This window comes from Streptomyces sp. NPDC057682, assembly GCF_042799575.1.
Taxonomy (GTDB): domain Bacteria; phylum Actinomycetota; class Actinomycetes; order Streptomycetales; family Streptomycetaceae; genus Streptomyces.
In genome coordinates this window covers 37,032-49,474 of record NZ_JBHVIN010000019.1, presented here as the reverse complement: position 1 = coordinate 49,474, position 12,443 = coordinate 37,032, and the positions used below count along the sequence as shown (strand labels likewise).

General features: G+C 69.0%; 10 protein-coding genes and 1 pseudogene. 5 read left to right on the top strand and 6 right to left on the bottom strand.

Annotated features, from left to right (window positions below; all coding sequences use genetic code 11):
• Positions 1–16: 16 nt before the first annotated feature.
• The 3 genes from ACFVDM_RS30300 to ACFVDM_RS30290 form a co-directional block, all read right to left on the bottom strand.
• Positions 17–1,015 carry a dihydroxyacetone kinase subunit DhaK gene (locus ACFVDM_RS30300; RefSeq protein ID WP_383647747.1) on the bottom strand — a complete coding sequence of 333 codons (999 nt, stop codon included), beginning with the start codon at positions 1,013–1,015 and terminating at the stop codon, positions 17–19.
• A gap of 851 nt (positions 1,016–1,866) precedes the next feature.
• On the bottom strand, positions 1,867–3,813 hold the full coding sequence (locus tag ACFVDM_RS30295) for an FG-GAP-like repeat-containing protein (RefSeq protein WP_383647742.1): 1,947 nt from the start codon (positions 3,811–3,813) through the stop codon (positions 1,867–1,869).
• A gap of 571 nt (positions 3,814–4,384) precedes the next feature.
• Positions 4,385–5,293, bottom strand: a complete 909-nt coding sequence (locus tag ACFVDM_RS30290) for a LysR family transcriptional regulator (RefSeq protein ID WP_383647736.1) — start codon at positions 5,291–5,293, stop codon at positions 4,385–4,387.
• 138 nt (positions 5,294–5,431) lie between these two features.
• On the opposite strand from ACFVDM_RS30290, the gene ACFVDM_RS30285 reads away from it, so the two are divergent.
• Both ACFVDM_RS30285 and ACFVDM_RS30280 read left to right on the top strand, forming a co-directional pair.
• On the top strand, positions 5,432–6,316 hold the full coding sequence (locus ACFVDM_RS30285; RefSeq protein WP_383647732.1) for an inositol monophosphatase family protein: 885 nt from the start codon (positions 5,432–5,434) through the stop codon (positions 6,314–6,316).
• Positions 6,317–6,356: 40 nt separating this feature from the next.
• Positions 6,357–6,953: an NADPH-dependent F420 reductase gene (locus ACFVDM_RS30280; RefSeq protein WP_383647727.1), complete on the top strand. Its 597-nt coding sequence runs from the start codon at positions 6,357–6,359 to the stop codon at positions 6,951–6,953.
• Positions 6,954–6,968: 15 nt separating this feature from the next.
• Here the strand turns inward: ACFVDM_RS30280 and ACFVDM_RS30275 are convergent, their stop codons facing one another.
• Complete coding sequence (locus tag ACFVDM_RS30275) at positions 6,969–7,379, bottom strand: RidA family protein (RefSeq protein WP_383647724.1); 411 nt, start codon at positions 7,377–7,379, stop codon at positions 6,969–6,971.
• Positions 7,380–7,457: 78 nt separating this feature from the next.
• Between ACFVDM_RS30275 and ACFVDM_RS30270 the strand changes: the two genes are divergently transcribed.
• From ACFVDM_RS30270 to ACFVDM_RS30260, 3 genes are all read left to right on the top strand, one after another.
• Positions 7,458–7,829, top strand: a complete 372-nt coding sequence (locus ACFVDM_RS30270) for a winged helix-turn-helix transcriptional regulator (RefSeq protein ID WP_383647720.1) — start codon at positions 7,458–7,460, stop codon at positions 7,827–7,829.
• A 466-nt stretch (positions 7,830–8,295) separates the two neighbouring features.
• The gene (locus ACFVDM_RS30265; RefSeq protein WP_383647717.1) at positions 8,296–9,432 is read left to right on the top strand and encodes a tyrosine-type recombinase/integrase; all 1,137 of its coding nucleotides are present in this window, start codon (positions 8,296–8,298) and stop codon (positions 9,430–9,432) included.
• Positions 9,433–9,486: 54 nt separating this feature from the next.
• A complete protein-coding gene (locus tag ACFVDM_RS30260; protein ID WP_383647714.1) occupies positions 9,487–9,654 on the top strand; it encodes a hypothetical protein in 168 nt (55 codons plus the stop codon).
• Between the two features lie 936 nt (positions 9,655–10,590).
• Here ACFVDM_RS30260 and ACFVDM_RS30255 read toward each other — a convergent pair.
• Entirely contained in the window at positions 10,591–12,036 is a 1,446-nt protein-coding gene (locus tag ACFVDM_RS30255; RefSeq protein WP_383647710.1) for a hypothetical protein, read from the bottom strand.
• Positions 12,037–12,134: 98 nt separating this feature from the next.
• A pseudogene (locus tag ACFVDM_RS30250) lies at positions 12,135–12,308 on the bottom strand (thioredoxin-disulfide reductase); the annotation flags it as partial.
• Positions 12,309–12,443 lie beyond the last annotated feature (135 nt).

Below are 12,443 nucleotides of genomic sequence, written 5' to 3'. Positions count from 1 at the left end.
ACCGGCCCGGGGCCGCTCACCATCGCAACGCCGGCGTGCGGACCGGTGCGTCGTAGAAACTCAGCGTGTCGTGATCGGCGACCATGAGGGTCAGCGAGAAGCCGCGCATGTCGAGCGCGGTCACGTAGTCACCGACGAGATGCCGGGCGAGCCGTACCCGCCGGCCGTCGAGGATCCGCCCCAGTTCGCCGAAGATCCCGTACAGCTCCAGCGAGGTGACCGCCCCCAGACCGTTGACCAGGGCCACCACCGGGGCGTCGGGACCGGGGCGCAACGCGTCCAGCAGGGCCCCGGTCATCTCCTCCACCAGTGCCCGCACACCGCCCTGGGCCCTGGTCCGGCCGGCGCGCTCGCCGTGGATCCCGACACCGTATTCGAGTTCTCCGGCCGGCAGCTCGAACGCCGGCTCACCGCTGGCCGGTGCGGTGTGGGCGGCGGAGGCGGCGGCGAGCGTACGGCACCGCCCCGCGACGGCGGTGCCCAGCTCCACGAGCTCGTCGAGCCCCATCCCGGTGTCCGCGGCCCCGCCCAGGACCTTCTCCACCAGCACGGTGGCGCCCGTGCCCCGGCGGCCCGCCGCGATCCGTCCGGAGTCGGAGGCCAGGTCGTCGTCGACGAGGACCCGCGCGCAGCCGATGCCGGTGGCGGCGAGCCGTTCGGCCGCGATGCCGAAGTTGATCCGGTCGCCGGTGTAGTTCTTGACGATGTGCAGGACGCCCTCCGGCCCCGCGACCGCGCGCGAGGCCCGGAAGATCTGCCGGTTGTGCGGAGAGGCGAAGACCCTTCCGGGGCAGGCGGCATCGAGCATGCCCGCGCCGACATATCCGGCGTGCAGGGGTTCGTGCCCCGAGCCGCCGCCCGACAGGAGCCCCGCCCGGCGGGCCGGCGACGAGTGCCGGGCGGTGAAGAAGCCGTCACCGGCGTCGTACGCCACGAGGTCCGCGTGGGCGCGGGCGAAGCCCGACAGGGCATCGGGGACGAGTGCACCGGCGGCGTTCTCGAAGTACCTGGCCATGTGCCGATCCCTCCTGTCCACCGCTGCGGAACCGGCCGGGCCGGCCGGCGGGCGCGACTTCCATGGTGGAGTGACCGTACGCATGCGGCAACTCGCGGAACGTGGCCGCGGAGCGCTGCCCGAAGACGTTCCCGGACCTCCCGCAGGCTCAGACGCAGGACCCCGCGCGTCTCCACCACCCTCCACAGGGCGCGGGCGATCGTTTCGCGACGCTCCCGGTGGGCCCCGTCGGCGGTGACCCGGACCTGGTCACCGTGGGCGGCCAGGCCGGCGGGGCGGGATCCGTCGCCGCGCTCCTGACGATGGCGCCGGCAAGCGGTCTGTACCGGCGGACCCTCACCCACTCGGTGCCGGGCCTGCACTGCACGCCCGCCCTGGCCAAGGAGGTCACCGCCGCCCTCGCGGACCGCCTGGGCGCGGCGCCCACCGCCGCGTCCGGCTGCGTGCCGTCACCCCGTCGATGCGCGAACGGCCGGTCCGGGAGGCGGACCCGCCCCTGGAACCACGCGCCGCCGCCCCCCTGGCCCGAGCTCGTCGTCTCGGGCACCCGGGAGGACGCCCCCGGAGCTCTACCGCCGCTACGCCGAAGAGCCGCTGCTCGCCTGCGCGGAAGCCGTCGCCCGGAGGATCGGCGTCCGCCGGCTGTGCGTGCCGGGCTACTACCCGCACACGCCAGCCGGACCAGGTCGACGCGGCACTCCGTGACCTGTGGTCGTGATGCCGGGCGGGAGACCGGCCGGCGTCCTGCGAGGCGGACCGCCGGAACGCGGCCCCGGCCGTGCGGGCCGGGGCCGCGTTCCGACGGGTGACGCCGGAGGCGCCGGGGGCGCCGGGCGGTGCGACGTGCCGGTTCAGCGGCACTTCCCCTGCACCCAGGTCGCGAAGTCACTCGTCCAGGAGGTGACCATCGGCACCGAGTCGACCGGGGAGCCGAGCCTGTTCAGCTTGTACTGCCAGTAGGCGAACTGGCGTGAGGCAGCCGGAGGCGGCTCTTCCCAGCCGACTTCGGCATCGTCGATCCAGCGGGGATGGTTCTCCAGCATCGCGTCCAGACCCGCGGCCCTGACGCGCTTCTGGAGCTCGGGCCGCAGTTCGTCGTTCAGGGTGTAGATCATGATCTTCTGCGAGGCGGCCCGCTCCTTGAGGGGCGCGATGATCTCGTTCCAGCCGGCCTCGCGGGCGGACGTCTCGCCGTTGAGCAGGAGCGGCGCCGTTTCCTTCTTGAGTTCCACGAAAGCGGCCATCTGCTGGGTCCTGGCGCTCTCCAGCCACTCGCGGAAGGTGTAGACGGTCTCGCCGGCGTAGGGGCTGGCGTCGTAGATCGTGCGGCCCTTGAGCTGTTCGGCGCCCGTGGCCCACGTCATCTTGTCGATGTCGTACTTGGTGCCGCTCAGCCCCCTGCTCGTGTTGTTGTGCCACATCACGGCCTTGGTGCCGTCCTTGGTGAGCCGGAGATCGGCTTCCACGCCGCTCGCGCCCCAGCTCTTCTGATCGGCGAGGCCCTTGGGGTGGTTCGGCTCCCGGACCTTGTCCCGGGCCCAGGAGTTGTCCCCGGTGGGATATCCACCGTGCCCGAAGAGCGTCGGGCAGGCGATCAGGGAACTGTTGTAGCGCTCGATCGTCGCCACTCGGGCGAAGGTCCAGTAGTCCGTGGCGGTGCTGCTCCAGCTGTGCAGCGCGTCGACGAGAGTCCCGTCGGCCCTGGCGGTGAAGGTGAGCGCCGTGACGGTCCCGCCCCCGTAGCCGTAGAGGGCGCCGATGTCGTCGCGGCCGTCCCCGTTGTAGTCGCCGGAGACGAGGTACATGCGGGCCCGGTCGTAGTGTCCCGTCGGCGCGTTGAACAGCTCCCGCTGGCCGGCGAACTTGCCGGTGGCGTCGAGGCCGAAGGCGAACAGGGCGTCGTGTTCGTCGGCGTAGTCGTACCAGGTGCCGAACTCGTCGCGGCCGTCGCCGTCGAAGTCCCCCGAGACCACGCTCACCCGGTCGAACTGCCAGCCGGTGGACTGCCAGCCGCTCACCGGCTCGGCGAAGCCACCGTCCGGCCTGCCGGTGAACGCCATCAGCCGCACCGTGCCCGCCGTGTAGCTGTCCAGGACCCCGAGGTCGTCGCGGCCGTCCCCGTTGAAGTCACCGGTGGCGAACTTCATCCGCTCGACCTGCCATTTATCGGCCTCGGCGCGCGCGAAGGAGGAGAAGGGAGTGGCGAATCCGCCGTCGGAGTCCGCCAGGAACGTGAAGAGCTTGTCGTCGCCGTTGTGGTAGTCGTACCAGGCGGCGATGTCGTCGCGGCCGTCGCCGTTGAAGTCACCGGCCTGCGCGGTGATGGCGTCGAAGGTCCAGTTCCCCGGCTCCACGGACCACGAGGTGAGGTAGTCGGCGAAGGTTCCGTTCCCCTTGCCGAGCCAGGTGAAGAGGGAGACCTTCCCGCCGTCGTAGCCGTAGAACGCGGCCACGTCCCCGATGCCGTCACCGTTGAAGTCCCCGGTGACCCGCTTCATGTGCTCGGCCCAGAAGTTGCCCTTGGGGGTCGTCCACCCCTCGGCGGGCGGAGCGAAGCCTCCGTCGGCCCGCGCGGTGAAGGTGTGGATGGTGTCCTGCCCCTGGGAGTAGTCGTACCAGGAGGCCATGTCGCTTCGGCCGTCGCCGTTGTAGTCGTGCCGCGGGGCGGTGCTGGCGGCGCTCCCGGCGACGGTGCGCGGAGCGTTGTCGTTGCCGGTCGCGGAAGCGGAACTGACAGCAGGCCAGTCCGCGTCGGCAGCGCTGTCGTTCAGCGCCCGGACCGTCGCCGGTTGTTCCACGCCCGCGCCGACGGCGGGCCCTTGTATACCGAACACGGCACACAGAAGTGCCGCACCCACTATGCAGAAACGTCTCTTCACTCGGCTCCCCAGCCCCTTGTCACTGCGCGTTGAGGGGAAGGCTGAAGCCGCCCGCGTTCCAGCGGTCTCGCCCCCCCCGGGACAGCTCCGGCGCGGGGCGGTGGAGCGGAGCGCGCGCTCGCCTCGTGCGGCGAGTCGTGCGCCCGTCGGATCAGGCCCCAAGGCGTCGTTGAACGAGCTGAATGCCGCCTGATCGATCCGTGCGCGAAGCGCGCCCTGCAACAGCCCCGTCGCGCGGACTCCAGGCATATTAGCTGACGATATGAATGCTGGAATCGTGAGAACGCCGCGCTCGTGACGTGTGGGCGGCCGGGCCCTCGGACCGGCCCAACGGGCAGAGCCCGAAGCCGAGTTGACACCGGGGCGCAAGGGCCGGGGGTGTGGGCCGGGCGCAGAGGTGCGTCCTCCGTCGCGATCGAAGCGATGCGCGGCGCCGATATGGGGAGTGGGTCAGGTGTGCGCCGGGTTCGGTGTCGTGACGACGACGCTGTTACGACGGTGCCGTGTGGCCGGCCAGCGCCGCGCGGGCCAGGTCGCGGAGCCAGAGATGGGCCCGGTCCGTGTCGTAGCGCTGGTGCCAGGAGAGGTAGATCGGGGCGGATGGCAGGTCGAGAGGGAGGGGGAGTGCGACCAGGCCGAGGTCGGTGACCGTTGGGCGCGTGGTGGCTTCGGGAATGCAGACCAGCAGGTCGCGGCCGCGGGCGAACTCCAGGGCGGCCGCTTCCGTGGGCGCTGACGCGACGACGCGGCGGGTGAGGCCGAGGTGGGCGAGGGCTTCGTCGACCGCGTCGTGGAGGTTTCCGCGGCGCGAGACGGTGACGTGTTCGGCGGCGGCGTACCGCTCCGCCGTGACGGTCCGCATGCGGGTGAGCGGGTGCCCCTGCCGCATGACGACGACGAGGCGGCTCTCGCCCACGCTCTCGGCACGGATGTCCGGCGCGCCGGGCCGGGTGGCGTTCGCCTCCAGGTCGACCTCGCCGCGCCGCAGTTCGGGGGTGTCGACGCTCGCCTCCGCGAGGAAGCGCAGGCGTACGCCCGGTGCCTCCTCGCGTACGGCGCGGAGTAGTGCGGGGCCGCAGAGGGCGACCAGGGAGTCGTGCCAGCGAAGGGTGAAAGTGCGCTCCAGCGTGGCCAGGTCGAGTTCACGACTCGGCGCCAACACCCCCTGGACCTGTTGGAGCAGCTCGTGCACCTGCTCGCGTACGGCGATCGCGTACGGCGTCGGGGTCATCGTCCGGCCGGTGCGCACGAGGATCTGATCCCCGGTGGTGTGACGGATCCGCCCCAGGCTCCTGCTCATCGCGGGAGCGGTGACGTGCAGGCGGGCGGCGGCACCCGCCACGCTCCCCTCTTCGAGCAGGGCGTCGAAGGCGGAGAGCAGATTCAAATCCAGTTGCATGAGAGTAATCCTAGCCGTGCCTGACATGCATTTGATGTTAATCATCGGTCTCTATACCTTCGGAAGCAGAGCGCGGGACACGGCGAACAAGCCAGGGCCTGCCGCCTCAACCCACCCTCTGCACACGGGAGTACAGCCATGACCGAAACCCTTGAGAACCTCGACGGCACCGGCACCGGCACCGGCACCGGCACCGGCACCGACACCGGCACGGGCACCGGCACGGGCACCGGCACCGCCTCCGACGCCGAGCTGCTCGGCCGGGTCGTGAGCGTCGTGCGCGAGGCCGGTTCGGCGCTGCGCGAGCGGTTCGGCGCCGTCGTCCCCCATCGGACCCGCGGCGAGCTCATGAACGCGCTCGCCGACAACGACGACACGGCCCTCGGCATCCTGCGCCCCGCCCTCACGCGTCTGCGCCCGGACGCAGGCTGGGTGGAGAATGAACTGGACGGCGGGGCACTGCCGTCCGGCGAATGGTGGGTCGTGGATCCGGCCGAGGGCAACGTCAACCACCTGCACGCCCTTCCGGAGTGGGCGGTGACCGCCACTCTCGTACGCGACAACCGGCCGGTCCTCACCGTGGTCCATGTGCCCCTGACCGGAGAGACCTGCACGGCGCTCGCCGGTGCGGGTGCTCACCTCGACGGCCGCCCGCTGCGCGTCTCCCCGACCACGGACCTGGGCCTGGGCCTCGTGGCCACCAGCCAGGCCCGGCCGGACGAGGACGAGAAGGTCGTGCGGCGCGTCGGCTCCTCGATCACGGCGATGCTCCTGGACGCGCTCGTCGTGCGCACCGCCGTACCGGCGACCCTGCATCTGCTGAACGTGGCCGCGGGCCGGATCGACGCCTTCTGGCAGTTCGCCGGGGCCCGCGCGGACCTGCTGCCCGGTGCGCTGCTCGTCACCGAGGCCGGCGGACGGATCACCGACGCCGAGGGCCGCCCCTGGACTCCCCGGAGCGAGAGCTTCCTGGCCGCGGCGCCCGGCGTCCACGCCCAGGCCGTCGACACGCTCTCCCGCTGACCGCACATCACCCCCCTGCACACAGAAGGACCTGATGACCATGACCACGATCGCAGTTCTCGGAACCGGCCGCGTCGGCGGCGGCCTGGCCGCCGCCCTCACCCGGGCGGGGCACGAGGTGACAACGGCGGGCCGCGCGCCGGGCGCCGCCGCGGCAGCGGCGCGGACCGCCCGGATCGTCATCAACGCCACCCCGGGGGCCGGTTCGCTGGAGAGGCTCGTCGCCCTGCGCGAGGAACTGCGCGGCAAGATCCTCGTCGACGTCTCCAACGCCACCGTCGACGGGCCCGACGGTCTTCCCGGCGACCTGATCCACCCCGGTTCCAGCCTGGCCGAGCAACTCCAGGAGGCGCTCCCCGGGACGCGTGTCGTCAAGACCCTCAACACGATGCTCTTCCCCGTGATGACCGCGCCCGCCGCCCTGGCGCAGGCACCCGACGCCTACCTGTCCGGTGACGACCCGGAGGCCAGGACGGCCGTGCGCGAACTGCTCGTCGACCTCGGCTGGCGCGAAGAGTGGATCACCGATCTCGGAGGCATACGGACCGCCCGCGCCACCGAGGCCGCGGTGCTGTTCGTGCCGCACGTGATCCGGGCGAACGGATTCGCCCCGTTCGCGATCTCGATCGCCCGCTGATCCGCGCGCGCTCCGTCAGTCCAGGAGGGCGGTCGCCTCGACCTCGACCAGCACATCCGGCTCGAAGAGGTAGTCGACCCCGATGAGCGAGGCCGGCGGCAGCGGGATCGGGAGCCCGATCTCCTCGGCGACGGCCTCCACTCCGGCCATGAAGTCGCCGATCTTCTCCGGGGCCCACCCGGTCACGTAGAACGTCAGGCGCAGAACGTCCGCGAAGCCCGCCCCTGCCCCCGCCAGTCCGACGGCGGTGTTGCGCAGCGCCTGTGCGACCTGTCCGGACAGGTCGCCGGGTGCGACGGGGGTTCCACCGGGCCTGCGCGCGATCTGGCCGCTGACGTGTACGTGCTTGGTCCCGGTGCCCACGGCGACGTGGTGGTAGGGAGTCGGCTGGAGCATTCCGGGCGGAGTGAAGCGGTGGACGGTCATGGGTCTCTCCTCTTCCGAGCTAGGTATCGTGAAGATACGTAGTAGGAAGAAGACACTTCAACGAGACCAGGTTTCGCCATGGATACCGACGACGAAGTCCGCATCGACGCCCCGCACCGCGAACTGCTCGACCAAGTCCTCGACAAGTGGTCGCTCGCCGTCCTCAACGACCTCTGCGAGCGCCCGTGCCGTTTCAACGAACTGCGCCGGGCCATCCCCCAGGTCACCCAGAAGTCGCTCACCACCACGCTCCGGCGCCTCGAACGCAACGGGGTGATCGAGCGCGAGGTCCTCTCCACCCGCCCGGTGGCCGTCCGGTACCGCATCACGGAACTCGGCAAGACCCTGCGCGAGCCCATCGACGTACTGCTGGCCTGGACTTCGCGGCACATGGCCGCCATCGAGCGCGCACGCGAGGACTTCGACGAACGGGAGGAGGCCCGCGCGTGAGCGCCACGGGCCTCTCCGACGGGCGTCCCCGCGCTGCGGTCGGCCGGGACCGCGGCCGGCTGGGCGGCCGTGCCGGGGCCGTCGCGCTGGCACTGGCCGCCCGGCCTGCGATGCGACGGTGGCCTGGCCGTCCGGTCCGGGCGACGGTCTGACACATGGGCCGCGTCAGTCATGGAAAACCTGGCGACGACCGCCTGGACTTGCGATTCGTTGTAGAGTGTGAGAACAGCACTTGACCTGCAAAAACGCAGGCAGGGAGCCTCTTTCCCAGGAGTACCTCAATGATACGGACGATGTTCAAGTCCAAGATCTGACCATTTGGCGTCGCCGCAGGTCAGGGGCATCATGTGCCCCCCTCAGGTCAGCAAACGGTCAGCATGCGTCCCGGACGTGTCCCCGCTTGCTGACCTTCGACCTGCGGTAAGGCGCCTGAGCAGGGTCTTGGGCTGGAACGGATGGTGCGTACATGACCCGACAACTCGCCCGCGGTATGGGGTCCTTCTTCAAGGACTGCGGCTGCGCGAAGCCGACCCGCTGCCCTCACGCGTACTCGATCCGTTTCCGGGACGCGCTGGGAAAGCAGCGCGAGGAGTCCGGTTACGGCACGCAGGACGATGCGATCGAACGTCTCACGCAGCTGTACGCGGAGAAGAAAACGACGGCGCCGTCGGTGGCTGCGGCCCGTCGGGAGCTGGGGCGGTTGACGGTCGAGGAGTACGCGAAGCAGTGGCGGCCCCGTCAGCGGAAGATGACGGATTACTCCACGGGGGAGCACGTCGACAGTTCGATCAACGTGCACATTGTCCCGCGTCTGGGGTCGCGGAAGCTGAATACGGTGACACCGATCGTGGTCGAGCGGTTCTTGGACGAGATGGAAAGCGACGGGGTCGGCCGGGGGAATCAGGTGAACGTGTTCCGGGTCCTCAAGACGATCCTGCGGGATGCCTTCGGTAAGGGCGCCATGGCGGACGACCCGGTGAGGGGCGTGCAGGAACCGGAGTACGTGCGCGAACGGGTGGCCATTCCGTCCCTCGCGTACGTGACCAAAGCGCTGGCCATAGCTGGTGAGGATCTGGCCCTGGAGATCGTCATGATGGCGGGATGTGGGTTGCGTAACGGTGAGGCGCGGGCGGTGAACGTCAATAACGTTGTCGCTCAGGACGTGTACCGGGTGCGGGAGCAGATCCACTCCAACACGCTGAAGCCGGCGAAGCTGAAGCACCGCAAGGTGGGGGAGTTCCGAGAAGTGCCGCTGCCCCGGTCGGTGCGGGAGACGATCGAGCGGTACGCGGAGAAGCACGGCACCACGAAGGCGGGCTACCTGCTGCGTGGTCCGGGCGGCTACTTCACCGAAGGTATGGAGCGGCGCCGGGTGAGGAAGCTCTTCGCTGACCTCCCGCCGGAGGAGGGTGTGGGCATGTACGGCTTCCGGCACTACTTCGCCTCGAACGCCCTCGGGAACGGGATTCCGATCACTGACGTGGCGGAGTGGATGGGCCACAAGTCCATCGAGGAGACGTACCGCACCTACCGGCACCTGATGCCGGGCAGCATCACCAAAGCCGCCCGCATCCTTGACGCTGGCCTCTGGGAAGCCGCCTGATTTCCGGCTTCGGGAGAACGGCAAGTTTTTGGTCTGCTGAAGAAGGCCGACACCATGAACTCCGACCTCAAGAAGGCCGGCGTCTACGACGGACTGCAACAGAAGCAGATCACGGCCTGGACGGACCTCCGGAACATGGCTGCGCACGGGAACTACGACGACACGCAGGTGCGGCTGTTCATCGATGGGGTGCGAGCCTTCCTGATGAAGCACCCGGCGTAGGCGAACCCCGTAGGTCGGGGGTAGGCCAACCATGGGTCTATCCCTGTTCCGAAAGCCGCTCTGACCTGGCAGAACACTGGAGCCCATCCGGACGGAGGACGGACGTGGCACTCACCCAACGGGACTTCGGCGTCCCGACCCTCACGCACACCTGGGGGCGGAGGTATATGCGGAACTCACCGTCGGGCGCTCGCGGAAGTCGAGGTGGCGAAGCATTGGCTTGGTCTGCCGGGTTTTAGTGAACGCAATGACCAGTGCCAGCGGGATGGCTTACATCGGCCACCTTCGGCACTTGGGCTGACGGATGTATCAGCCCGTAGGGCCGTCGCCGAGCACGAGGCCGATTCCCCGGTGGAAAGGCGATCACGATCGCCCATGTGGGACAGCAGGTTCGGTCTTGAGCGGTCGCCAGTCGGTGTGAGACGCGCTGGCGAGCGCTCGGGAGATCTCTACGGAGGACCTGGCCGCACCCGGACCCGATCCACCTGGCCTGGTTGGTGTGGGGCAGAGCGCGCAGCGGATACGGCGATGGGTGAGCGTTCCGACCAGGCGCGGGTCGGCTGGCGGTCGAGGAGCAGCAAGAACCGTTCCCTGGTGCGGGTGGCTCTCGCCATGTCCCAATGGGCGGACGTGGGCACGATTGGGTGGAAGAGTCGGGCGAGGCGGTCACCCCACAGCGTGGATGGCAGTTGCGGCGTGCACATCCCTATCGTGAAAGGAGGAAGGGGTGTTGCTGCCTTCCCCGGACACGGTGACGGATGTGAGGTGCTCAGTGCCAGCAGATCGCCACGTACGCAATGTCACCGGGGGCGGCCGGTGTTGTGTGGTGCGGCGTCGTTCTGTCGATTGTGGTCCCGCTACGTCCGGGAGGAGTGTGCCTTGTGCGGCCGCTCCGGCGGAATGGGAGCGTGAGCGGCCGCTGTTGGCCGCTGCGGATCAGGAACCCGGAACGTCGAACAAGGGCGGCTGCGAGGTAGGCGGGGAGTAGGAGTTCACCTTCGGTCTCTTCTTCGTGCTGCGGTTGCGGGCGCGTGTCGCCCGCGCACGGGGCGTCTCCTCACTCGTTTCGTATCCCAACACAACGCTGTACCCCTCACGGGCACGCTGCAGCCCGAAGTCTCGCAACTGCTCGACGCTGGTTCCCACGGTTCCGACCAAGCCGTGCTTCACCAAATCCGCGAATTCCGAGCCGACGAGGTAGCGGCCCACCCTTTCGTAGCTGAAGATGCGCCCACCCCTACTCCCGAGCGTGCAGTCGTCGTTCAGGAGAACGCGCGCGTACGAGACGGGAATGTACATGCCGTGGGCCAGCTCGGAGGTAGGAGCTGCTGACTCCCGCCAGTGTGCGAACTTTAGGAAGCATGAGTCCTGGGAGAGGCGCCACTCGTGGGAGCGAGCAGGCTTCGAGCTGAGCTTTGCCACTTGCTCCAAGCGGTCAATCTGGTCCAGGAGTTGCTTATTCACCCGGTACTCCTTGGTCCGGGAGGTTAGTCGCTTGTACTGGACGAGGACGAAGCTGTGGCTGGGGTGGTGGTAGTAGATCATGTCCGTGCCCAGTCGGCTCTCGACCGGAGTGGCATTGACGTTGACAACCTCGAGGCGGCGTCCGGTGGAGTCTTCTAACACATGAATATCACATCGTACGTCACTGATGCGTCGCCAGTCGTCGAAGAGCGGAGCTTCGCTGCCCAGGCCGGCTCGTACGTCGTGGTCGATGAGGCTGTTCTCCACGGGGTCTGGGATGAGCCCCGCGAGGTACGGCGCGTCCCGTGAGGCGGGGCGTCCCCAGGCCGATAGCGCAGAGTGAGGGAAATCGGTTACCCGAGTGAGGGCCTGAGCCGCATCTCTTTGTTCCTGCCACGCACAGTCCGCCGCGTCGTCGACATCGAAGCGGATCGGGTTGAGATTGGCGAGCAGCCACTCGATGTACCGGGCCAACTCGGGGTGACTCTTCAGGATGGCTTCCTGGAGAGCCTGCCAGGTTGTCATGCCGCAGTATCCCGCGCTTCCGGAGAGGGCCTGCTCCACGTGGGATCGATGCGTCGAGGAAAGGGAGGTCAAGACCCCGTCGGGGCCGTCCAAAGGCACCGGTCGCGGACATCTGCGCATGGGCTCGATGGTGATGCTGTTGTCGACCGGTCCCACGGTGTTGAAGCGCTGAACCGATCCGATCCAGCTGACGAAGCGGCCGTGTTCGGAGAGCTCCCTGCGGCTGTTGCTTGTGGGGTGAATCCGGTTGTCACACACCAGAAGTGCTAACCGGGTGCCGGTGTCTGACGTGTCAAGCCCTGTGGGTAGCCCTTTCGTAAAGCGTTCCGTGATGGGCCAGTCGGATTCGTTCTCGGCCATCTGGGCCGAGGTTAGAGTCACTATGTACGTCATGAGCGGACTCTATCGACGCCGCCATGACAGCAAGCGCCCGCCGACCCGGCAGGCGCTGCGGGGGCGCGCGGGGCTGAGCCGGGACCAGTTCGGGGCTCGTCCTCCTTGGGCAGGCCGAGCTTGCGGTAGCCGGAGCCGGTCGCGATGATCACGGACTTCGTGCGGTGGACGATGCCCTGGGAGTCGGTGACCTCCTTGATGTCGCCGGTGAGGTTCACGTAGGCGATGTCGGCGTTGATCATCTCGGCGCCGAACCTCTCTGCCAAGGCCCTGGCCCCGGGCGCGTCACCGAAGCCCTGTGGGATCCCGAGCTGGCCGGGCACGGGATCGTCGTGGCCGAGGAGCTGGTGGCGGACGTGTTGTGGGAAGACCTCGCCGAAAGCTGATGATCAAATATTCGACCGGGG

Excerpts from the sequence above, each read along its gene's own strand:
- ACFVDM_RS30285 (WP_383647732.1), top strand. The coding sequence starts at position 5,432 with ATGACCGAAACCCTTGAGAACCTCGACGGCACCGGCACCGGCACCGGC.
- ACFVDM_RS30255 (WP_383647710.1), bottom strand. The coding sequence starts at position 12,036 with ATGACGTACATAGTGACTCTAACCTCGGCCCAGATGGCCGAGAACGAA.
- ACFVDM_RS30270 (WP_383647720.1), top strand. The coding sequence starts at position 7,458 with ATGGATACCGACGACGAAGTCCGCATCGACGCCCCGCACCGCGAACTG.
- ACFVDM_RS30280 (WP_383647727.1), top strand. The coding sequence starts at position 6,357 with ATGACCACGATCGCAGTTCTCGGAACCGGCCGCGTCGGCGGCGGCCTG.
- ACFVDM_RS30300 (WP_383647747.1), bottom strand. The coding sequence starts at position 1,015 with ATGGCCAGGTACTTCGAGAACGCCGCCGGTGCACTCGTCCCCGATGCC.
- ACFVDM_RS30290 (WP_383647736.1), bottom strand. The coding sequence starts at position 5,293 with ATGCAACTGGATTTGAATCTGCTCTCCGCCTTCGACGCCCTGCTCGAA.
- ACFVDM_RS30260 (WP_383647714.1), top strand. The coding sequence starts at position 9,487 with ATGAACTCCGACCTCAAGAAGGCCGGCGTCTACGACGGACTGCAACAG.
- ACFVDM_RS30275 (WP_383647724.1), bottom strand. The coding sequence starts at position 7,379 with ATGACCGTCCACCGCTTCACTCCGCCCGGAATGCTCCAGCCGACTCCC.
- ACFVDM_RS30265 (WP_383647717.1), top strand. The coding sequence starts at position 8,296 with ATGACCCGACAACTCGCCCGCGGTATGGGGTCCTTCTTCAAGGACTGC.